This window comes from Bariatricus sp. SGI.154 (genome assembly GCF_050313795.1).
GTDB lineage: Bacteria > Bacillota > Clostridia > Lachnospirales > Lachnospiraceae > CAMBRQ01.
In genome coordinates, this window is record NZ_JBNPMC010000014.1 from 1 (window position 1) to 21,853 (window position 21,853).

At 43.9% G+C, this 21,853-nt stretch carries 21 protein-coding genes; 4 read left to right on the forward strand and 17 right to left on the reverse strand.

Annotated elements, in window-relative coordinates; all coding sequences use genetic code 11:
- The coding region (locus tag ACQRBN_RS08155) for a ComEC/Rec2 family competence protein (RefSeq protein ID WP_427738506.1) at positions 1-896 on the reverse strand (896 nt) is incomplete at its 3' end.
- Between the two features lie 218 nt (positions 897-1,114).
- Between ACQRBN_RS08155 and ACQRBN_RS08160 the strand changes: the two genes are divergently transcribed.
- The 3 genes from ACQRBN_RS08160 (at position 1,115) to ACQRBN_RS08170 (ending at position 3,913) form a co-directional block, all read left to right on the forward strand.
- Entirely contained in the window at positions 1,115-1,879 is a 765-nt protein-coding gene (locus ACQRBN_RS08160; protein WP_427738507.1) for an alpha/beta hydrolase, read from the forward strand.
- A gap of 12 nt (positions 1,880-1,891) precedes the next feature.
- Positions 1,892-2,644, forward strand: coding sequence for an esterase family protein (locus ACQRBN_RS08165; RefSeq protein ID WP_427738508.1), 753 nt, complete (start codon positions 1,892-1,894; stop codon positions 2,642-2,644).
- A 72-nt stretch (positions 2,645-2,716) separates the two neighbouring features.
- The gene (locus ACQRBN_RS08170; protein ID WP_427738509.1) at positions 2,717-3,913 is read left to right on the forward strand and encodes an ATP-grasp domain-containing protein; all 1,197 of its coding nucleotides are present in this window, start codon (positions 2,717-2,719) and stop codon (positions 3,911-3,913) included.
- A gap of 63 nt (positions 3,914-3,976) precedes the next feature.
- Here ACQRBN_RS08170 and ACQRBN_RS08175 read toward each other — a convergent pair whose 3' ends face one another.
- The 14 genes from ACQRBN_RS08175 to ACQRBN_RS08240 form a co-directional block, all read right to left on the reverse strand.
- Positions 3,977-4,579, reverse strand: a complete 603-nt coding sequence (locus tag ACQRBN_RS08175; RefSeq protein ID WP_427738510.1) for an AAA family ATPase — start codon at positions 4,577-4,579, stop codon at positions 3,977-3,979.
- Between the two features lie 18 nt (positions 4,580-4,597).
- A complete protein-coding gene (locus ACQRBN_RS08180) occupies positions 4,598-5,950 on the reverse strand; it encodes an SLC13 family permease (protein ID WP_427738511.1) in 1,353 nt (450 codons plus the stop codon).
- Between the two features lie 104 nt (positions 5,951-6,054).
- A complete protein-coding gene (locus tag ACQRBN_RS08185; protein WP_427738512.1) occupies positions 6,055-6,909 on the reverse strand; it encodes a DegV family protein in 855 nt (284 codons plus the stop codon).
- A gap of 107 nt (positions 6,910-7,016) precedes the next feature.
- Positions 7,017-8,060 (reverse strand): HAMP domain-containing sensor histidine kinase, encoded by a 1,044-nt coding sequence (locus ACQRBN_RS08190; protein WP_427738513.1) that lies wholly within the window; start codon positions 8,058-8,060, stop codon positions 7,017-7,019.
- Positions 8,041-8,718, reverse strand: coding sequence for a response regulator transcription factor (locus tag ACQRBN_RS08195; protein ID WP_427738514.1), 678 nt, complete (start codon positions 8,716-8,718; stop codon positions 8,041-8,043). Before ACQRBN_RS08195 ends, ACQRBN_RS08190 begins: the two co-directional genes overlap by 20 nt.
- Positions 8,719-8,813: 95 nt before the next feature.
- Complete coding sequence (locus ACQRBN_RS08200; protein ID WP_427738515.1) at positions 8,814-9,824, reverse strand: GGGtGRT protein; 1,011 nt, start codon at positions 9,822-9,824, stop codon at positions 8,814-8,816.
- Between the two features lie 174 nt (positions 9,825-9,998).
- On the reverse strand, positions 9,999-10,691 hold the full coding sequence (locus ACQRBN_RS08205) for an iron-sulfur cluster assembly scaffold protein (RefSeq protein WP_427738516.1): 693 nt from the start codon (positions 10,689-10,691) through the stop codon (positions 9,999-10,001).
- Positions 10,692-10,802: 111 nt separating this feature from the next.
- On the reverse strand, positions 10,803-12,218 hold the full coding sequence (locus tag ACQRBN_RS08210; RefSeq protein ID WP_427738518.1) for a GNAT family N-acetyltransferase: 1,416 nt from the start codon (positions 12,216-12,218) through the stop codon (positions 10,803-10,805).
- A gap of 34 nt (positions 12,219-12,252) precedes the next feature.
- The gene (locus tag ACQRBN_RS08215; RefSeq protein WP_427738519.1) at positions 12,253-13,500 is read right to left on the reverse strand and encodes a competence/damage-inducible protein A; all 1,248 of its coding nucleotides are present in this window, start codon (positions 13,498-13,500) and stop codon (positions 12,253-12,255) included.
- 3 nt (positions 13,501-13,503) lie between these two features.
- Positions 13,504-14,046 carry a CDP-diacylglycerol--glycerol-3-phosphate 3-phosphatidyltransferase gene (gene pgsA / locus ACQRBN_RS08220; protein ID WP_427738520.1) on the reverse strand — a complete coding sequence of 181 codons (543 nt, stop codon included), beginning with the start codon at positions 14,044-14,046 and terminating at the stop codon, positions 13,504-13,506.
- The gene (rimO, locus tag ACQRBN_RS08225) at positions 14,046-15,368 is read right to left on the reverse strand and encodes a 30S ribosomal protein S12 methylthiotransferase RimO (RefSeq protein WP_427738521.1); all 1,323 of its coding nucleotides are present in this window, start codon (positions 15,366-15,368) and stop codon (positions 14,046-14,048) included. The genes pgsA and rimO overlap by 1 nt, the downstream gene beginning before the upstream one ends.
- Positions 15,369-15,470: 102 nt before the next feature.
- The gene (rpoZ, locus tag ACQRBN_RS08230) at positions 15,471-15,707 is read right to left on the reverse strand and encodes a DNA-directed RNA polymerase subunit omega (protein ID WP_427738522.1); all 237 of its coding nucleotides are present in this window, start codon (positions 15,705-15,707) and stop codon (positions 15,471-15,473) included.
- Between the two features lie 3 nt (positions 15,708-15,710).
- A complete protein-coding gene (gene gmk / locus ACQRBN_RS08235; protein ID WP_427738523.1) occupies positions 15,711-16,331 on the reverse strand; it encodes a guanylate kinase in 621 nt (206 codons plus the stop codon).
- 61 nt (positions 16,332-16,392) lie between these two features.
- Positions 16,393-17,274: a YicC/YloC family endoribonuclease gene (locus ACQRBN_RS08240; RefSeq protein WP_427738524.1), complete on the reverse strand. Its 882-nt coding sequence runs from the start codon at positions 17,272-17,274 to the stop codon at positions 16,393-16,395.
- Between the two features lie 130 nt (positions 17,275-17,404).
- Here ACQRBN_RS08240 and ACQRBN_RS08245 point away from each other — a divergent pair, with 130 nt between their 5' ends.
- Complete coding sequence (locus tag ACQRBN_RS08245) at positions 17,405-19,144, forward strand: Rqc2 family fibronectin-binding protein (protein WP_427738525.1); 1,740 nt, start codon at positions 17,405-17,407, stop codon at positions 19,142-19,144.
- Positions 19,145-19,179: 35 nt separating this feature from the next.
- On the opposite strand, the gene ACQRBN_RS08250 is transcribed toward ACQRBN_RS08245, so the two are convergent.
- Together ACQRBN_RS08250 and ACQRBN_RS08255 are read right to left on the reverse strand one after the other, a co-directional pair.
- On the reverse strand, positions 19,180-20,502 hold the full coding sequence (locus ACQRBN_RS08250) for an MATE family efflux transporter (protein ID WP_427738526.1): 1,323 nt from the start codon (positions 20,500-20,502) through the stop codon (positions 19,180-19,182).
- A 37-nt stretch (positions 20,503-20,539) separates the two neighbouring features.
- Complete coding sequence (locus ACQRBN_RS08255) at positions 20,540-21,832, reverse strand: ATP-binding protein (protein WP_427738527.1); 1,293 nt, start codon at positions 21,830-21,832, stop codon at positions 20,540-20,542.
- Positions 21,833-21,853: the final 21 nt, after the last annotated feature.

Below are 21,853 nucleotides of genomic sequence, written 5' to 3' on the forward strand. Positions count from 1 at the left end.
CTAATATTCTCCCCATCACTTACCGCTATTATCGTCCCCATCTCATCCGTCCGATACACCTGCACATCATCATTCCTAAGTTTTTCCAGAACCTCCAGGTGGGGATGCCCATACTGATTATCCTGTCCGCAACTGATCAATGCCCAGGTAGGGTTCGTGGCTTTAAGGAATTCGTCACAGGTTGCCGTACTGCTTCCGTGATGACCGCATTTTAACACATCACATTCCAGATCGCTGCCAAAACGTTTCACCATAGCCAGTTCAGACTTCTCTTCGGCATCTCCGCACATCACGAAAGAATTCTTGCCATGCACCAGTTTGATTCCGACAGAAGAACCATTCAGATCACTTTGGTCGACCAACTCCTCTTCCGGACAGAGAATGGTAAACTCGGCATCACCCAAAGTAAAGATATCTCCTACATTGGGATATACGACTTCCACCTGATACCGATCAATATCTTCAATTACTTCTTTATAAGTCATCGTATCATTCGCAACATCCGGCATAATCACTGTCTCTACGTCAATATTCTCCAGGACATTATCTGCGCCCCCAATATGGTCAGCATCCGGATGCGTAAGAATCAGATAATCCAGATCCGTAATTCCATTCTCCTTTAGATAGTTGACAACATAATCCCCCTGATCGTTATTGCCGGTATCAATCACCATATTACGCCCCTCCGTCCGGATGATCGTACAATCTCCCTGACCAACATCCAAAAACGTTGTCCGCATATCGCCTGTTGCAACCGTCTCTGCGATCCCTTGTGTCGGACTCTCACCCAGTTCAAGAATATCAATAATATCATCGTAATTCACATAACCGGCTGCCGCCAGCACTGCTGCTATGACAAGTGCTGCCACATTCTTTCCCTTTTTCCCGCTTTTCATTATTATGTACACCCCTTTATTCTATGTCTTTTAAGTAGTTACAGTATGCTCCCTCTTTGCATATTCATTTATTATAGGTTTGCTCTTATAAAAAATCAACCATTTTAGGCGCCATTTCGAACCTTTTCTTGCCATTTGTACCCTGGTGTGGTATATTATTTAATTGGATATCATGGGTGTATTATACCCAAAATATAATACATAAAATGGAGGTACTTATGGTATATACATGGGACATTACAATTCCGGAATTGACAGATACAGAAACCCGAAGAGCCTATGTCTACCTTCCGGAATCTTATGACTATGATCCGAGTAAACGTTATCCTGTTCTTTACATGTTTGACGGACACAACGTGTTCTTTGATTCACATGCTACCTATGGCAAGAGTTGGGGCATGAAAGAATATATGGATTACACCGAAACTCCGCTGATTATTGCCGCTGTAGAATGCAACCACAGCCCGAACAATGGGCGCCTGGAGGAATATTCTCCCTATAGTTTCAGGGATTCCCGATTTGGCAAGGTGATCGGACGCGGCAGGACAACGATGGAATGGCTAGTCCATACATTCAAAAAGGAGATTGATAAGCGTTTTCTTACATTGCCAGACCGCGAACACACTTATATCGCTGGCAGTTCTATGGGAGGCCTTATGAGTCTTTACGCTGTACTGGAGTATAATCACATCTTCTCACGGGCGGCTGCTCTGTCACCTTCCCTATGGGTAGACACAATTAAAATCACACGTCTGATCCAGCATGCAAAGATCCGCCCGGACACAGTTGTCTATATGGACTACGGTTCCCGCGAAATGAATTTCCATTCAAATATGCGGCAGCAGTTTGAGAAGGTGGCATCTCTTCTTCTGAGGCGGCGCGTAATGCTTGATTGCCGGATTGTGCCAGGCGGCGATCACAGCGAAGCCAGCTGGGAGAAACAGATTTCATTTTTCATGCACACGCTGCTCTACCAATACTAATGGAGGAAGTCTATGAAAATACAATATTACAAACAATACAGCCCGGCACTTAACAGAGATATGGAATGGAAAGTCTATGGCCATGCAGGCCGTCCGGTACTCTATATCCCTTGCCAGAATGGACGCTTCTTTGATTTTGAGAATTTCAACATGACAGACACTTGGGCTCCCTGGATCGATTCAGGAGAGGTGATGGTATTTTCCATTGATACGATCGATCAGGAGACCTGGTCTAACAAAGAAGGAGATCCCAGATGGCGCATCTGCCGCTATGAAGACTGGATTCGTTATATTACGGACGAGATGGTACCATTCATGCAGCAGATGGCGAATGAGTGTAATGGCTGGGACGGCTATCCTGGCATTCTTGTTTTCGGCTGCAGTCTTGGGGCAACGCATGCAGCGAACTTGTATTTCCGCCGTCCGGATCTTTTTGACCGGCTGCTGGCATTAAGCGGCATCTATACTGCAGAATATGGATTTGATTCCTATATGGATGATCTGGTTTACAACAATTCACCAGTCCATTATCTTGCAAATATGCCGACAGACCATCCTTATATAGAGATGTATAACCAGTGCAAAGCCGCTATCTGTGTAGGTCTTGGAGCCTGGGAACTTCCGGATTCTACCAGACACTTACAATCAATCTTACAGAACAAGGGAATCAATGCATGGGTAGACTATTGGGGAATGGATTGTTACCATGATTGGATCTGGTGGTACAAACAGGTCACCTATTTTGTTCCTTATCTGCTAAGTTAGGATCTACTTGATCCTATCATTAATTATTACAGTTATCAAATAAGCAAAAGAGAAAGAGAGTATGCACAGATTATGAAGAATTTTATTTTTATTTCCCCGAATTTTCCAACGAACTATTGGCAATTTTGCAGTGAACTGAAGAAGAACGGACTGAATGTCCTGGGAATTGGCGACCAGCCTTATGATGAACTGAGCCAGGAACTCCGCGACAGCCTGAATGAATACTATAAGGTAAATAGTCTGGAAAACTACGATGAAGTATATCGTGCCGTTGCATTCCTTACATACAAGCATGGCCGCATCGACTGGCTGGAATCTAATAATGAATATTGGTTAGAGCGTGATGCCAGTCTCCGTACTGATTTTCACATCACTACTGGTTTCCAGATCTCAGATATGCCACGCATTAAGTACAAATCAAAAATGAAAGAATATTATACCCAGGCTGGAATTCCGGTGGCCCGCTATCATCTGGTAGATACTCCGGACAACTGCAAGAGTTTTATCAAAACCGTGAATTATCCTGTCATTGTAAAACCCGATAACGGTGTTGGAGCCTCCCATACATACAAACTTGAAAACGATGAGCAGCTTGCACAGTTCTTTGAAGAAAAGACGGAAGGCACACAGTACATTATGGAAGAATTCATTGATGCAGAAGTGAATTCTTACGATGCTATTATTGACTCCAATGGCGAGCCTATGTTTGAGACCGGTAATGTTACACCGAATTCAATTATGGATATCGTAAATAATGAAGACAATTCTATCTACCATATTGTAAAGAACCTGCCGGCAGATGTGCGCAAGGCCGGACGTGCTACCGTGAAGAGTTTCGGTGTTAAGAGCCGTTTCGTCCACTTCGAGTTCTTCCGCCTGCTGAAAGACCATGAAGGTATGGGCAAGAAAGGTGATGTAGTGGCTTTGGAAGTTAATATGCGTCCTTGTGGCGGATTCTCACCAGATATGATGAATTACGCTAACAGCACCAATGTCTATAAAATCTGGGCTGATATGATCGCTTACGACCACTCTACTCTTCCGGAAGGCAAACATGCTTACTGTGCATATGCAGGACGTCGGGATGGCAAGAACTTCGTCTTAAGCCATGAACAAATCGTGGAAAAATACAGTGAGGGCATGAAGATGATGGGACGTATTCCGGATGTTCTTTCCGGTGCAATGGGCAACCAGATGTACATCGCAATCTTCGATACCAAAAGAGAGATGGACTCCTTCTATAAGAATGTGTTAAAGTGCAATAAATAAATGATGCTAAAAAAGAATGTACAAAGCGGATCTGCTCATTACGAGTGATCCGCTTTTGATATCCTACGCTTCATGCTCTATGCGCGTTCTGATATAATATTCCACCATATCTATGGTCTTATCAATTCCCAGCCTGCTGCTATTGATTGAAAGATCGTAATTCCGGGAATCTCCCCATTTTCCCTTACAGTGGGAGTTGTGATAAGATTTGCGCTTTAAGTCCTCCTTTTCCATCATGCGTCTGGCTTCATCTTCTGTAATGCCATATTTCTCCATGATACGCGCTCTCTTTGCCATCTTATCCCCCAATACAAAGATTGAGATCAGCCCGGCATTTCCTTTCAATACCGTCTCAGCACAGCGTCCTACGATTACAAAAGATTTACCGGCATCTGCCTCTCTTTTCAGAAAATCAAACTGCATATTCGCAACATGCTCGTGAGGAGAATTAGAATGACCGCGCACGGTTCTGTAGAACAGTTTCACTTTGGGTTTCTCGTCATACTTTTGCAGACCTTCATGCGCAACATTCTTCTCCAAAGCGACATTCTCCAACAGATTACTGTCATACAGCGGAAGTTCAAACCTTCTGGCAAGTTCCTCCGCAATGACGTGTCCGCCACTGCCAAACTCACGCCCAACAGAAATAATTAATTGCCTCTCCATATTATTCCCTCCTCGTATTTAAAAATATCTGACATAGATGCTGACCATCGATATCAATACCACAAGTATGGTTGCCGGCGCTGCGTATTTACAATATTTTCCCCAGCCAATCATATGTCCGTCCCTTGCTGCTACGGAGATTCCTACTACATTAGCAGATGCGCCAATCGGAGTCGCACTTCCACCTATGTCCGTTCCCATCGCCAGCGTCCATGCAAGCACCGATAAATCCAGCCCCTGCGCCTGTGCCAATGTCCTGATTACAGGAATCATCGTAGCCGCAAATGGAATGTTGTCCACAAATGCACTGGCAACCGCAGACACCCATAGTACAATCGCAATCATTAACATCGTATTATCTCCACTTGCTTTCGAGATAGCACCCGCAATCAATTCCAGGATTCTTGTCTCTTCCAGACCACCCACTACCACAAAAAGACCGATAAAAAACAGAATTGTCTTGTAATCCACCTTCTTAATGATTGTCATTGCCGCGCTTCCTGCCGTGAGTAATGTAACAACCCCGATAAATAATCCAATGGTCGCCACAGTAAGCCCTGTCTGCGCGTGTGTAACCAGCATGATAATTGCACATGCAAATATCAGACAACTGATGACAAAATCCTTCTTACTCTCAATCGCGTCTTTCGGATTCGGATAATATAGTTCTCCGCCATCCTGTGTCTTTTTCCTGAGATCATTGCGAAAGCAAAAGTAAAAATATACGATAACAATGATAAGGGAAACTCCTGCTATCACTCCTGTATTCGTAATAAAATCACCAAAAGAATATCCTAAGGATGTTCCAATAATAATATTCGGCGGGTCTCCGCACATTGTCGCCGATCCTCCCAAATTCGCGCAGAATATCTCCGCAATGATCATTGGCACCGGATCGAACTTCAGAAGTCTTGATAATTCCACTGTCACAGCGGCCAGAAAAAGAATAACTGTAATACTGTCAATAAACATTGCCAACACGGATGACATCACCATGAAAGTGATAAAAATCGGTATGGTCTGATATCTTACTGCTTTCGCAATGCCAAGGCAAAGCCAGCGGAAGAATCCCGCACGTCCCATTCCTTCTACCATCAACATCATACCTGCTATGAAAATAATCGTTGCCCAATTAATTCCAGTCGATGATTCCGCTGATTCATTTACCTGATACCAAAAGTTAGTCGTCATGAAACTCTTCAGACTTAATGTTTCCATAATTGCATCCGGACTGTGCATACAGATTCCAAAAACCAACACGATCATCAATCCCCCGCACATCAATGATACGATATGCCGTTCAATCTTCTCAGATACAATTAAGACAAACATTATAACAAATATTACTCCTGCTAATATTTGTGCCATCATATCCTATTCCTCCTCAATCACTACTTTTAGGCACAACTTTTTTGCACCCATAGTAGTTATTATATAAAATATCTTTTATAAAAGGAATAGAAAAAATGAATTTTTTAGCAATTTCTGTACCCTGCAATCCCGAATGCCCCAGAACCACTGTGAGTAGAAATCACGCCTCCCGTCCCGATCCACATAACTTTTTTTGCACCCAGATTATGTACCATATCTTCAAGGCTATGGCGCAGTTCATTCGAAAGACCTTCAGAATAGATCAGGTATATCTCTTCTGTGCTTAATTCGCCTTTTCCCAAAGAGTCTGTCACTAATTTCTTACTAACCTTTTCCATGGGGCCTCTGTATTTTTTACCTGCAACCAGATATCCATTATCTATCTTAATCAGCGGCTTAATCGATAACAATGTTGCTCCCAGATAAGCGGCATTGGATACTCTGCCTCCCGCTCTCAGATACTCCAGATCTCCCGGGAAGAAATACATCCGTATATCCTTAATCCATTCCTCCAGTTTCTGACAGATCTCGTCAATCCCTGTCTGGGGATGCTCTTCCAAATACTTTGCCGTACGCAGGATAATCGCCGTCTGTCCAGCCGATACGGATTTGGTATCTATATGTCTGACATAATCCATATCCTCACTTGCAATAAGTGCATTCTGCCACGTACACGTAGTAACTGCTGAATAACACAGATGCAGGATAACTGCCTGTGGATTCTCCTCATGGATCTTCCGGAATATTTCCATATATGCTTCAGGGCTTACAGCACTTGTAGACGGCAGTTTCCGGGTTTCCTTATGATATCGGAATATCTTCTCTACCGGAAATGATCCATCTTCCAGCGATTCTCCTTCAAAATTCACATACATTGGAAGAATATGAAGACCATATCTCTCAACGTACTCTTTCGGTATATCACTTCCACTTTCTGCTACAATTATTATCTTTTTCATCTATTCATCCTCCGGGATTTCCTTTTCTTCTATCATACCCGAAGTATCTCAAGCCACTTTCAAGTGAACCTCAATTTTTCCTCAACTTTCCATGCATCTCCTATGATCTATGCATCTGGCAAAACCACGGTAAAGCAACTGCCCTTCCCGGGACTGCTCTCCACATCAATACTTCCTTTGCTTAATTCCAGTATTCCTTTCACCAGAGCCAGCCCCAATCCATTGCCTTCTGTCCCATGTGACGCATCTGCCTGATAGAACTTGTCATAGATATGCTTCTTAACCTCTTCATCCATACCTATTCCGTTATCAATTACCTGCACTGCAATTCCTTCCCTGACATAACGGCAGGTAATCTTAAGTTCTCCGCCCTCTCGCGAGAACTTGATCGCATTCTGGATCAGATTACTCCAAAGATGCGGCAGCAATTCCTTATAGCCATAACAGGTTACTTCTTCCAGTTCCAGATTCACTTCCAGTTCTTTTTCTTCCCACGCACTTTCAAACTCTACCATCACATTGCAGATTTGCTCATCCAGCCGGAACTTCTCCTTCTGTCCCATTATCTCCTGATTCTGAAGCCTGGAAAGCATCAAGATGCTTCCGGTCAGAGAAGAAAGACGCCTTGTGTTGTACAGGATAGACTGGATATACTCTGCCTTCTCCTCCTCTGTAATCTGCCCCTGCATCAAAGTTGCGTATCCTTCTATCGCAGTAAGCGGCGTCTTGAATTCATGAGATACGTTAGCAATAAAGTCTTCTCTAAGCATCTCTGTATTCCCAAGTTCCCTCACCATCATATTAAAACTATGGGTGATCTCACTGATCTCCGCAATCCCGCTGGTCTCCGGAAGCTGTGTCTTATAATCCCCTTCCGTCACCGCCTTCGTCGCATTCTTAATACTCATTACAGGCTTCAGTATCTTTTTACCAAGTCTGGCACTCAAAAAAATACCGATTATGGTAATAATAAGAAATATGAACGAAGTTGCAGACAGATACAAAGCGTCAAAATTAATATCAAACAAACTGATAATATAGTAAAGCGCAAAAACAACCAAAGTCACCAGCAGTTCCGCAATCGTTCCAAATATAATAAAGATATGTAACATCTTGACCTTGCGTTCTGTTCTATTCTTCTCTTGTCTCAACTTTATACCCCAATCCACGAATTGTTATAATCTTAAAATCCTGATTCTCCTTAAACCGTTCTCTCAACTTCGCAATATGTACCTCTAATGTATGCGGATTGCTCTCAGAGTTAATTCCCCATATCTCATCCATCAGTTGAAATCTTGTAAAAATATGATTCGGATATGACATCAACTTATAGAACAGGTAAAATTCTTTCTGAGGAAGAATATGCTCCACATCCCCTACCATCACTTTCAACTGTTCATACTCCAGTACCGTGCTGCCTGTAATAATCTTTTTCTCACTGATATTCTGCGATCTTCGAAGCAATGCTTTTACCCTCAGGATCATCTCATTGACATCAATCGGCTTGACAAGATAATCGTCAATACCAATTCCGAATCCTTTTTCCTTATATTGATAATCCCCCAGCACCGTTACCATCATAATCGGAATCATTTTGTTAAATTCTCTTACACTCTTTGCCAGTTCATATCCATCGATCTCCGGCATCATGGCGTCGCAGATCAGCATGTCTATATGTTCTTCCTCCAGAACCAGAAGCGCCTGCCTGCCATTATCTGCTTCAGCAACATTGTAGCCGTGCTTTACCAAGACTGATCGATAGAGTCTGCGCAATTCCCTGTCATCTTCTGCTAACAGAATGTGAAACATGTCTCCCACCTACCTACAATTAAAATAGGAGTGGTTTACATTTGCATGTAATCAACCACTCCCACTTACTTCTAAAAGTTGAAATACGCTATATATTAGAACTTGCCAGCCTTTGCTGCTTCCTCTACGGAAACTGCAACTGCAACAGTCATACCAACCATCGGGTTGTTACCTGCACCGATCAGACCCATCATCTCAACGTGAGCCGGTACAGAAGAAGAACCTGCAAACTGAGCATCAGAGTGCATACGTCCTAATGTATCTGTCATACCATAAGAAGCTGGACCTGCAGCCATGTTGTCTGGGTGAAGTGTACGTCCTGTACCACCGCCTGATGCCACTGAGAAGTACTTCTTGCCCTGCTCAACACACTCTTTCTTGTATGTACCTGCAACTGGGTGCTGGAAACGTGTCGGGTTTGTAGAGTTACCTGTGATAGATACGTCTACGCCTTCTTTGTGCATGATAGCAACACCTTCACGTACATCATTAGCACCATAGCAGTTAACTTTAGAACGAAGTCCATCAGAGTAAGCGATTCTCTGAACTTCTTTTAACTCGCCTGTGAAGTAATCATATTCTGTCTGTACATATGTGAAACCATTAATTCTGGAAATGATCTTTGCAGCATCTTTTCCAAGTCCGTTCAGGATAACACGAAGTGGTTTCTTACGAACTTTGTTAGCCTTCTCTGCGATACCGATCGCACCTTCTGCCGCTGCGAATGACTCATGACCTGCAAGGAATGCGAAGCAGTCTGTATCTTCTTCCAGAAGCATCTTTCCTAAGTTACCATGTCCAAGACCTACTTTACGCTGATCTGCTACAGAACCTGGGATACAGAAAGCCTGAAGCCCTTCACCGATTGCTGCTGCAGCTTCAGCTGCTGTCTTACAGCCTTTCTTGATTGCAATTGCTGCACCTACTGTGTATGCCCAGCATGCATTCTCAAAACAGATTGGCTGAATTCCTTTTACCTGATTGTATACATCAAGTCCGGCATCCTTTGTAATCTTCTCTGCTTCTTCGATAGAAGCAATGCCGTAACTTCCTAATACTTCATTGATTTTATCAATTCTTCTTTCATATGATTCAAATAAAGCCATTTACTTGTCCTCCTGATTTATTTACCTAAACTATGTATCATATTCACTTGCGGACACGACATGAACTTCGTTCACGTCGGCGCGTTGCGCCTTCACTGTCTGTTACAGCCTGCCGATCTCCATGCAAGCATGAATCGTCCGCCTGCAACATCCATCTCAGTCCGCTTATTCCGGCTATTCTTTTCTTGGATCGATAATCTTTGCTGCGTCTGCAACGCGTCCGTACTGTCCTTTTGCTTTCTCCCAAGCATCGTTTGGTGTATCACCTGCTTTGATGAAGTCAGTGAATTTTCCAAGGCTTACGAACTGATATCCGATAATCTCGCCATTATCATCCAGAGCAATACCGGTTACATAACCTTCAGCCATCTCAAGGTAACGAGGACCCTTTGCTAATGTTCCGTACATTGTACCAACCTGAGAACGAAGTCCCTTTCCAAGGTCTTCCAGACCGGCACCGATTGCAAGTCCGTCTTCAGAGAATGCACTCTGTGTTCTACCATATACAATCTGTAAGAACAGTTCTCTCATTGCTGTGTTGATTGCATCACAGACAAGGTCTGTATTCAATGCTTCTAAGATAGTTTTTCCTGGAAGAATCTCAGATGCCATAGCAGCAGAATGAGTCATTCCTGAGCATCCGATTGTCTCAACTAATGCTTCCTGGATAATTCCGTCTTTTACATTCAGAGTCAGCTTACATGCACCCTGCTGTGGAGCACACCAGCCAATACCATGTGTAAAACCAGAAATATCCTTTACTTCTTTAGCCTGTACCCATTTTGCTTCTTCCGGAATCGGAGCTGGTCCGTGGTTTGCACCCTGAGCTACCGGACACATCATTTCTACTTCGTGTGAATAAATCATTTTAAAACTCCTTTCAACTATACATGATTTTTCTATCGTAGGTCTTGTTATAAGTTTAACACCATACTTGTAATTATTTTCGCATATTATTCGACATTCGTCAATGATTTTTCATAAGGGAAACTTGTCTGTTTTAAATTCTTCTATCTCATTATAACTGAATGGTGCTGTCACCCACACATATCCAAGATCATGATTATCATCTTCCGGATAGTTAAGATCATATCCAATCTCAATCCCATCTGCATCTAAAAAGAAATTCACAACATAGACTCCATCCAGGCTGTCGCCTTCCAGCGTCTTCTTCATCTCTTCTTTTGTCAGTTCTTCCAGGAATGCATCGTTACCGACTTCTCCCTGCATCGTATCCAGCCATTCATCTATGAATTCATCATTCAGCTCTACGATATCCTTTACTTCATAGATTTTCCCGTCCTTCAGGCTGATATTACAGGTTCTAAGATGCTGTGCAAAGTAATTCCGGCCTCCCTGATAACCGTAGTCTTCATAGACAACACTGAGCAAATCTTCCGACGCATAGCACACCTTATATTCCACATCATCGACAAGTACCGGCTGATCTTCTCTTAGAACTCTTTCTTTGATCTCATCCGAAGGATTCTGATAGATCTCATCCACTGTCTTCATGGCATATTCCTTCAGTGTCTCATTCACCTGTTTTTCAGTCTTTTCATCTGCCAAACCGGTAATCTTTGGGTACATGACATGGAATTCAATCACAGCCGACTTTTTCTCCTTATCCGAGAATGAATATGTCTCTTCCTCAATCTCATAAGACAGATCCTCTGCAATGCTTTCCGGGATTGCCTGAATTCCACTTAACTCTTCTTTATTATCATCCGAATCCCAATCGCCATCATCTCCCGAGCCATCTCTATGCTCCTCAAATGGTTCCATATATTCCTGCCGCTGCCGAATACTCTGCCTGACATTCTTCGCCAGCAATATCCCGCCAGCCAGCAAGGCAATCATCAGGATCACACCAATGACAATTGCAATAATCACCGGGGTCTTTGACTTCTGCTGTACCGGAGTCACCAGTCCCTGGGTCACGTACATTTCCATAGGAACATAACGTATGCCATTCTTCTCCTGTTCCTCCGAAATAGGACGCATTCCCATATGTATATAATGATTTACCGCTCCCGGTGCCGAATTAACGGTCAATTTATTCACCCGAAGCCGCAATGCACAATCGTTATATGCTGCCTGGAACAGCATTCGCCCGATGCCTCTGCCCTGATATTGCTTTTTTACAAAGAACAGCAGTATGTGGCCATCTGGCCCGAAAGCCAGCGTACCACACAATTCTGTATCATCATACGCACCAAAGAAGATGATGTCTCCTCTCTGCCACATCTGATGAATATTCTCGTATTTAATGAACTTCTGAAACTCAGCCACACCTTCAGGCGTATAGCCTGGCGCAACCTCTGTGACAAATACATCCCATACCAGATGGAGGGCAGGCAATACCTCATGTTGCTGCAACAATCTTACTTCCATACCTAAGCCTCCCGCTTCTTATTAATCCCTATACTTATCCCTGATACTTTAACAGTTCCTCCCGCAAAAGCGTCAATGCTCTTGCGACTGCATACTCACGGTTCTTATCTCTATTGCCTGTAAAATGGAACTCTTCCACACGGACACATCCCTTCACATAGCATCCCACATACACAAGCCCCACCGGCTTCTCCTTCGTTCCGCCTCCAGGTCCTGCAATTCCCGTAACACCCACAGCCGCATCTGCCCCTGCTGCTTTCGCTGCGCCTTCTGCCATCTCATAAGCAGTCTGCGGACTAACCGCACCATACTGCTTAAGCGTCTCATGTTTCACATGAAGGAGATGTTCTTTTGCCTCGTTGGAATACGTAATATAGCCTTCCTGATATACGCCAGATGCCCCCGGAACATTCATAATCCTTCCTGCCAGCAATCCTCCTGTACAGGATTCTGCTGTGGTCACCGTCAATTTCTTCTCCTCCAGAAGATGCACGATTGCCTCCTCCAAAGTCACATTCTCCTCTGTTGTATAGATCTTATCGCCAAATCGCCTGAAAAGTTCCTCCATCACCGGTTCAATCAGGCGTTCTGCCACTTCTTCATTCTCTGCCTTCGCAGTTACGCGTAAGTGTACCTCGCCCGTCTTCGCATACGGCGCAATCGTCGGATTCGTCTGCGCGTCCATCAGATCCGCGATCATAGTCTCCGCCTTACTCTCTCCGATGGAACAGATCTTCGCCATCTTGGAATAGATGCCCTCCGGCTGCAGCCGATTCAGATACGGTGCAATATCCCGCTCGAACATCGGCTTGATCTCATTGGGCGGTCCGGGAAGCAAGATTGCAATCTTCCCATTCTCCTCCAAGATCAATCCAGGTGCCGTTCCATTATGATTATCAATCACCTTCGCACCTTCCGGAACCAATGCCTGTTTCCAGTTATTCGCAGTTACCTGGTTGCTGTGAACCCGGCGGAAATACTCCTGAATCCGCTCTTTCGTATGTGCATCCTCATACAATTCTCTGCCGAATACTTTCGCCGTAACTTCTTTCGTCAGATCATCCTTCGTGGGTCCAAGCCCTCCGCTTAAGATTACAATATCCGACCTTGAAAGTGCCAGACGGATCGCGTCCTCCATCCGCTCCTCATTATCCCCCACTACGCTCTGATGAAAACAAGACAATCCAAGCAGAGCACATTTCTCAGATAAATACGCAGCATTGGTATTCACGATATTGCCCAACAGAATCTCCGTTCCTACAGATATGAATTCTACCGTCATCTATTACATGCCTCCCTGTGTTAATACCTGCACGTTCTTTGCCACATAATCAATCAAAGATACGACAGTCAATATTAAGGATACCCAGATTAAGACTGTTCCAATCATATCAAATACGCCGCCGAAATCAGCAATCAGCACAATAATCATAGCCATCTGGGATACAGTCTTGAACTTGCCCCAGTAACTTGCTGCAATGACGATTCCGTTATCAGAAGCCACCAGACGAAATCCACTGATAATAAATTCTCTCGCAATAATTACGATAACGAACCATGCTTTCAGTTTTCCGGAAGGAATCATACAGATCATAGCAGAACATACCAGCAGTTTATCCGCCAGCGGATCCATAAACTTTCCGAAATTCGTCACCAAATTCCTTGCACGCGCAATCTTTCCATCGAGCATATCAGTAAGGCTTGCCACACAGAAGATCACCAGCGCAATCCATTTATTTGCAGCACCACCCACATCTGTCAACATAAAAAATACAAAAAACGGCACCATAATCACTCTTAATACTGTTAACTTATTTGGTAAATTCATTACATCAACTCTCCTATCAAATCATATTCTAATGCTCCGGTCACTTTCACTTTCGCGAAATCCCCTGACATCAGTTCTTCTTCTGTATTAATGAAAATCAGACCATCCACATTCGGCGCATCCTTATAGGTTCTGCCTACATATGCATTCTCATCAGCAACTTTTCCTTCAATCATCACCAGCACTTCCCTGCCAATCATAGACTCTGCCTGATCAAATACAATTTCCTGCTGTAATTCCATCAGTTCTGCCTGACGGTCTTCTTTTACTTCCTCCGGTATCTGCTCCGGCATCGCGGCAGCCGGCGTATCTTCTTCCGGTGAATAAGTAAATACTCCTAGCCGGTCGAATTCCATCTCATCAACGAATTCCATCAGTTCCTCATGCTGCTCCTTTGTCTCTCCCGGGAAACCTGTGATCAATGTTGTACGAAGTGTAATATCCGGTATCTCCTCACGAAGCCGTCCAATAATCTCTATCAACTGTTGTTTTGATGTCCGTCTTCCCATCCGCTTCAAAATCTCATCATTCGCATGCTGAATCGGAAGATCCAGATAATTGCAGATCTTTGACTCCTCTTTCATCACTTGAATCAAGGAATCATCAATCTCCTCAGGGTAACAGTAGAGAATTCGAATCCAGCGGATTCCGCTAATCTTGCATAACTCCCTTAACAGTTTATGAAGAGATTTCTCGCCGTAGAGATCCTTTCCATACAGTGTTGTCTCCTGTGCAACCAGAATCAATTCCTTAACACCTTGCTCCGCCAGTTCTTCCGCTTCTTTCACCAGTCGTCCCATAGGCACGCTTCGATAATTGCCTCGTATCTTAGGAATAATGCAATACGTACAATGCTTGTCGCATCCTTCTGCAATCTTCAGATACGCATAATGCCCGCCAGTCGTGACTAACCGCTTCGAATCCACAAGCGGAAGTTCATCGATATCTGCCAGTTCTACATGTCCATTTCCCGCCAAAGCCTCTTCTACAGCCTGAACAATCTTATCATAAGATGTCGTTCCCAGGACAGCGTCCACTTCCGGAATCTCATCCAATATCTCCTGCTGATATCTCTGGGCGAGGCAGCCGGTTACGATCAACGCTTTCAATCTTCCGTCCGTCTTATACTCTGCCATCTCCAGTATGGTCTGAATGCTCTCCTCCTTCGCATCATGGATGAAGCAGCAGGTATTCACTACAATTACATCTGCCATCGTCTCATCATCCACGATCTGATAGCCTTTTGCATCTAATAGCCCCAGCATGACTTCCGAATCTACCAGATTCTTATCACATCCAAGGGATATAAATAATATATTCATTCGTTCCTCCTTCTGTTGCATTTCTCCGAATTACTATGACCTGAATACTGTGAAGAAAGGCAGATACCTCACGGCATCTGCCTTATATCCCATAATATTCTGCTATTCTTCCTCACCGACAACTTTAATCTTCGCCTGGTTCAGTTCATCAATGGCAACAGACAATGGCTTCTCGCCATCCTTTACTGCCACCAGCGGCATAGATCCGTCAATGATCTCTCTTGCTCTCTTAGCGGTAGCCATAACGATAGAATAACGGCTGTTAACAACCTTTGTTGCACCTTCTTCTACGTCTTTGTTCACTACCTTCATTAAATCTGTGTAAGATGGATGTAACATACACTATTCTCCTTTCAATTCTGCTTTCATATGCTCTATAAATTCTGTATTACGGTAACTTCTTCTGTGCTCTCCCTGAATAATCCGATGCATCTCCTCCACACAATCCTGGAGCACATCATTGATAATCAGATAATCATACTTATCCATGCCTTCGGCTTCTTCCTTGGCACGATTCATGCGGAAATCGATCACTTCCATGGTCTCTGTTCCGCGTCCCACCAGACGATCTCTTAATTCTTTCGCACTCGGCGGAGTTACGAACAGAAGCAATGTCTCCGGGAACTTCTCTTTTACCTTCAATGCACCCTGGATCTCAATCTCCAGGATTACATCTTTCCCGGCTTCAAGCTGCTCCTCTACATATGCACGCGGCGTTCCATAGTAATTATCCACGTATCTAGCATACTCTATCAATTCGTCTTTCGCAATCATTTTTTCAAATTCTTCTACAGTTTTAAAGAAATATTCCCTACCATCTTCTTCTCCCGGACGGGGTCCTCGGGTCGTTGCAGAGATGGATAATGCATAATTATCATACTGGCTCATGATTTCTTTCATGATCGTCCCCTTGCCGGCTCCCGAGAATCCGGATACAACGATAAGAATTCCTCTTTCCTTCATGGACTTGTCCTCTCTATCCTTACAATATTCACTCACTATTATCAGATCATCCTCTGTCATTCTACTCAATATTCTGAATCTGCTCTCTAACCTTCTCAATCTCCGTCTTCAGATCGATTCCGATATTCGATATCTCCAGATCATTGGCTTTTGAAAGAATCGTGTTCGCCTCACGGTTCATCTCCTGAGCGATAAAGTCAAGTTTGCGTCCAATACCGCTTTCTTCTGACTGAAGCGTCTCCTTCATATGTACGATGTGGCTGCGCAGCCTTACTACTTCTTCATCCGTACAGATCTTATCAGCAAATATCACTACCTCTGCTGCGATTCTTCCTTCTTCAATCTTGGTATCTTCCAGAAGTTCCCGAACCTTCGCCTCCAGTTTTTCCCTGTATTCCGCAATAATCTTCGGAGAACGTTCTTCGATATAGCCCACCAGCGTCAGCATACCATCCAACTTGTTGATGATATCCTTCTTCAGATTCTCTCCCTCCAGGGTTCTGGTCTCAACAAACTGTCTGATAGCGCCGTCCAAAGCCTTCTTAAGACCATGCCACAATTCCTCTTCATCGACTACCTGTTCTTCCATTGTCAGTACTTCAGGATAACGCGACAATGCAGATACCCGAATATCATTTTCCAAAGCAAAGGTGTCTGACATCTGTTTAAAATAAGTCAGATATTCGCCTGCCAGCTTCTCATTATATTTCAACGACACCTGGCTCTCTGACATATCTTCATAGGTAATGAAGATATCAACCTTTCCTCTCTGAACACTCTGTTTTAACAAATTACGAATTGCACTCTCGAAAAAATTCAGTTTCTTCGGCATACGGATATTCGCATCCAGGTAACGATGATTCACACCTTTCATCTCAACTGTGAATTTCCGTTCCCCATCAGATACTTCGCAGCGTCCAAATCCTGTCATACTTTTTATCATGATATGAACCTCTTTTTATAATGTATTTTGTGTAAATGGCGTTGATTGCCACTGTTTATTATAAGACATTTGGCAAATTGCGTCAACCATGTTATACTGGTTAGCAATATGAAAGGAAGGGATTTTAGTTATGGCTTTTGATGGAATTACTGTGGCAGCTATGGTGGCGGAATTGAAGGAGAATCTGGCAGGAGGAAGAATCGCTAAGATTGCGCAGCCAGAGGCAGATGAGTTGTTACTAACGGTCAAGACGCCGCAGGGACAGAAGAGGCTTTATATATCGGCGAGTGCTTCGCTTCCATTGGTTTATCTGACAGATGAGAATAAACCAAGCCCTATGACGGCGCCGAATTTTTGCATGCTGCTTCGGAAGCATATCGGAAACGGAAGGATTACAGGTATCTCGCAGCCAGGGCTTGAGAGGATCATTCATCTGGAGATTGAGCATCTGGACGAACTGGGTGATCTATGCAAGAAGCAATTGATCATTGAGATTATGGGAAAGCACAGCAATATTATCTTCTGTGATGATAAGGGGATGATCATTGACAGTATCAAGCATGTATCGGCGCAAATGAGTTCTGTGCGGGAAGTATTGCCCGGACGGGAATATTTTATACCGGATACAATGTCGAAACTTAATCCACTGACCGTGGAAGTCGAAGAATTCTCCCAGGTATTGCTAAGTAAGCCTATGGCCGTCGGAAAAGCCATTTATACCAGTTTTACCGGAATCAGCCCTGTTGTCTCGGAAGAGATCTGCTACCGGGCTGGGATTGAATCTGGTATGCCCGCGGGGGATTTGTCTTTGGACATACTAACACATTTATATCGGCAATTTACTTATTATATGGACGACGTAAAATCTGATGCCTACCGACCTGTTATCTATTATGACGGCAATGCTCCAAAAGAATTCAGCGCTCTTTTACTGTCGCATTATAGCCAGTATGCTCCGAAGGAATTCGATTCTATTTCTCAGGTGCTTGACACTTATTATTCGACCAAGAATATGCTGACAAGAATCCGTCAAAAAAGCGCGGATCTGCGCCATGTGGTGCAGACTTCACTGGAACGGAACCGTAAGAAATACGACTTACAGTCCAAACAGTTAAAAGATACAGAAAATCGAGAAAAATATAAGGTATATGGTGAATTGATCAATGCCTATGGATATAATCTGCCATCCGGATCTAAAGAATTGACCGCCCTGAATTATTATACGAATCAGGAGATCACGATTCCGTTAGATCCGACTATGACACCACAAGAAAACTCACAGAAGTACTTTAGCAAGTACAATAAGCAGAAACGTACCTACGAAGCACTGACCGAGTTGATCCAGGAAACCGCAGATGATATTCAGTATCTGGAATCTATTAGCAATGCGCTGGATATTGCCATGAGCGAAGCTGACCTGGCACAGATCAAGGAAGAACTGATGCAGAGCGGCTACATCCGCAGGAAATTTACGAAGAAAAAAGCGAAGATTACCAGCAAGCCGATGCATTATATCTCCAGTGACGGATACCATATATATGTCGGCAAGAATAACCTTCAGAATGATGAACTGACTTTTTCTTTTGCTGCCGGAAATGACTGGTGGTTTCATGCAAAAGGCGCTCCGGGTTCGCATGTAATTGTCAAGACCAATGGAGATGAATTGCCTGACCGTACTTTCGAAGAAGCAGGCAAACTAGCTGCGTACTATTCTAAAAATCGCGGAAGCGATAAGGTTGAGATTGATTATGTGGAGAAGAAGCATGTGAAGAAGCCGAATGGAGCGAAGCCGGGATTCGTCGTGTATTATACGAATTATTCGCTTATGATTGATTCTGATATCTCTAATATAGAAGCCGTGCAGGATTAACCCGCACGGCTTATGATTTAATCATTGTTTTCTTATTATTTTCTTTTCTTCTTCATGACTACCAGCCCAGTCACATCTGCCAGCAGCCACCCAATCGGTATCGCCCACCAGATTCCCCATACGCCGATCTTCGGCATCGGAGCCAGCACATAAGCCAGAAGCACTCTGGTCCCAAGCGATATCACCGTAAGCACTACAGACATCTCCGGCCAGCCAATCCCACGGTAATACCCATATAACAGAAACAGGATTCCAATTCCGCAGTAGAAACTGCCTTCTACCCGCAGATATCCCACGCCAACGCGTATGATCTCGGTTTCCCCCGGATTCACGAATATCATCATCAGATACGGTGCTGCCAAGAATACGAACACCGATACAATCACGCAGAACTCAACCGAAATCTTAACTGCCGCCCTTACTCCCTCACCCACACGCTCGCGCTTTCCTGCACCATGATTCTGAGAGATGAAGATAGAAAATGAATTTCCGAACTCCTGTGCCGGCATATAGGCAAATGAATCAATTTTCACTGCTGCTGCATATGCTGCCATGACCGCTGTTCCAAAACTATTGACCAATCCCTGAATCATCAGTATTCCAAAATTCATTACTGACTGCTGGATGCTTGCCGCCAGAGAGAATCTTACAATCTCCTTCATCTGTCCCATAGCCTGCCTTGCTCTTCCAAAATCTGGCCGAAGTCCCGGCTCTTTCCACCAGGTATAGATTCCGATTCCAACCCCAGAGACAATCTGGGCAATGACCGTAGCGATTGCCGCTCCGCCAATCCCCCAGTGCAGCCCCATAACAAACCACAGATCCAAGATAATATTCAACACGGATGCTATCCCCAGGAACCAAAGAGGTGTCACAGAATCTCCTACAGCCCGCAGAAGGAATGCGTAATAATTATACAAAAACACGAAGAATATTTCCCAAAATATAAGCCATACATATTCCCGCATCAGTCCCTCCAGCGAGGCAGGCGTCTGAAGCAGCCGCAATATCCCGTCCAAGCCTGCAAAAACCAGGATATTCATAAGAATCGAGATGCCTCCAATGAACAGGAAAGACGCCAGAATCCCGTCCTTCATTCTTAGATTATCTCGTCTTCCATAATAATAGGAGAAAACAGATCCGCTTCCCATGCAAAGCCCTATTAATATAGAAGTCAAAAAAGTCATCAAAGTATAAGCAGATCCCACTGCCGCCAAAGCCTCGGCACCTAAGACCTGCCCTACAATTAGTGTGTCAGCAATATTATAACACTGCTGTAACAGATTCCCCAATATCATCGGTCCCGCGAACTTAATCATTGTCCGCGAGACATTTCCACTCGTTAATTCCTTACTCATAACTCTGTTTTCTTAATCTTAACCTCTTACCTTATACCTAATACACCGTCCCCGCCAAATAGTCAATAAACTGCTGTGCCGTTCTTCCCGACAATCCGCCATGACTCAGTTCCCATTTATTCGCCTCCAGAAGCAGTTCATCCTCCGGCATCTCAATTCCATTCTTAGCCGCAAGCTGCCGCACGATCTCCTGGAATTCTTTCTTATCCGGCTTACCGAAATAAATCGTGACTCCGAATCTTGCCACCAGTGACAGTTTCTCCTGTACCGTATCATTCGTATGCAGTTCCTCATCCCGGTCTTCCTTATCCCGGAATGTCTCCCGGATCAGATGTCTCCTATTAGAAGTTGCATAGATCAGCACATTCTCCGGCTTTCTTTCAAGCCCGCCTTCAATCACTGCTTTCAGATATTTATACTCAATCTCGAATTCCTCGAATGACAGATCATCCATATAGATAATGAACTTATAATTTCGATTCTTAATCTGCGCAATAATGTCGTTCAGATCCTGGAATTGATGCTTGTACACCTCAATCATCCGAAGCCCCTGGTCATAATACTGGTTCAATATCGCCTTAATAGAAGAAGACTTACCCGTCCCGGCATCTCCGAATAACAGACAGTTATTCGCCCTCCTGCCTTCCACGAATGCCTTCGTATTATCAATCAGTTTCTTCTTCGCAATCTCGTATCCGACCAGATCATCCAGATGCACATGTGCAATATTGGTGATTGGAACAATCTTAGCCCCTTCTTCCCGATGCTCAACGCGGAATGCCTTATGAAGCCCTAATTTGCCCACGCCAAATTCTTTATAGAACTGTGTCAGGGTCGCCTTGAACTCTTCTGCATCCTTCGTAGCCGCAAGGTTTTCGCTCAGATCACAGATTCTGTCGCGGATTCTCCGGTTGAATACCTTTCCATATCCGCTTGCCCCCTGATATTCCATCAGAATAGACAGGCATCCGGCATCTAATGCATCCTCCAGTTCTTTGAAATTATAATCAAACAACTCCTTAAATATAGTGAAATCATGCAATGCCACATCATTGATACTGCCCTGTACTTCTCCCACGATCTCGCAAGAAGTACTGTATGCATTCTCATGGCTTGCCAGCAAGTATGTCAGATAATTATGCCAGAGATTCCCCTCGAAGCCGTGACTTACTGCCATCTCCAGGATCTCATTCACCGTTTCAAACAGAAGTCCCTTCAGATCTTCCTGGTTATAATAATCATTGTCATAATTCTCCATAAGAAACGTCATATCCTGAAGAATCTGACCCTCTTCCATATGTTTATACAACATTAACTCATTGGTTCTCATTCTTTACACCCCTGATCATTG

Coding starts and splice junctions, on each gene's coding strand:
- ACQRBN_RS08160 (WP_427738507.1), top strand. CDS start 1,115: ATGGTATATACATGGGACATTACAATTCCGGAATTGACAGATACAGAA.
- ACQRBN_RS08165 (WP_427738508.1), top strand. CDS start 1,892: ATGAAAATACAATATTACAAACAATACAGCCCGGCACTTAACAGAGAT.
- ACQRBN_RS08170 (WP_427738509.1), top strand. CDS start 2,717: ATGAAGAATTTTATTTTTATTTCCCCGAATTTTCCAACGAACTATTGG.
- ACQRBN_RS08175 (WP_427738510.1), bottom strand. CDS start 4,579: ATGGAGAGGCAATTAATTATTTCTGTTGGGCGTGAGTTTGGCAGTGGC.
- ACQRBN_RS08180 (WP_427738511.1), bottom strand. CDS start 5,950: ATGATGGCACAAATATTAGCAGGAGTAATATTTGTTATAATGTTTGTC.
- ACQRBN_RS08185 (WP_427738512.1), bottom strand. CDS start 6,909: ATGAAAAAGATAATAATTGTAGCAGAAAGTGGAAGTGATATACCGAAA.
- ACQRBN_RS08195 (WP_427738514.1), bottom strand. CDS start 8,718: ATGTTTCACATTCTGTTAGCAGAAGATGACAGGGAATTGCGCAGACTC.
- ACQRBN_RS08200 (WP_427738515.1), bottom strand. CDS start 9,824: ATGGCTTTATTTGAATCATATGAAAGAAGAATTGATAAAATCAATGAA.
- ACQRBN_RS08205 (WP_427738516.1), bottom strand. CDS start 10,691: ATGATTTATTCACACGAAGTAGAAATGATGTGTCCGGTAGCTCAGGGT.
- ACQRBN_RS08210 (WP_427738518.1), bottom strand. CDS start 12,218: ATGGAAGTAAGATTGTTGCAGCAACATGAGGTATTGCCTGCCCTCCAT.
- ACQRBN_RS08215 (WP_427738519.1), bottom strand. CDS start 13,500: ATGACGGTAGAATTCATATCTGTAGGAACGGAGATTCTGTTGGGCAAT.
- pgsA (WP_427738520.1), bottom strand. CDS start 14,046: ATGAATTTACCAAATAAGTTAACAGTATTAAGAGTGATTATGGTGCCG.
- rimO (WP_427738521.1), bottom strand. CDS start 15,368: ATGAATATATTATTTATATCCCTTGGATGTGATAAGAATCTGGTAGAT.
- rpoZ (WP_427738522.1), bottom strand. CDS start 15,707: ATGTTACATCCATCTTACACAGATTTAATGAAGGTAGTGAACAAAGAC.
- gmk (WP_427738523.1), bottom strand. CDS start 16,331: ATGAAGGAAAGAGGAATTCTTATCGTTGTATCCGGATTCTCGGGAGCC.
- ACQRBN_RS08240 (WP_427738524.1), bottom strand. CDS start 17,274: ATGATAAAAAGTATGACAGGATTTGGACGCTGCGAAGTATCTGATGGG.
- ACQRBN_RS08245 (WP_427738525.1), top strand. CDS start 17,405: ATGGCTTTTGATGGAATTACTGTGGCAGCTATGGTGGCGGAATTGAAG.
- ACQRBN_RS08250 (WP_427738526.1), bottom strand. CDS start 20,502: ATGAGTAAGGAATTAACGAGTGGAAATGTCTCGCGGACAATGATTAAG.
- ACQRBN_RS08255 (WP_427738527.1), bottom strand. CDS start 21,832: ATGAGAACCAATGAGTTAATGTTGTATAAACATATGGAAGAGGGTCAG.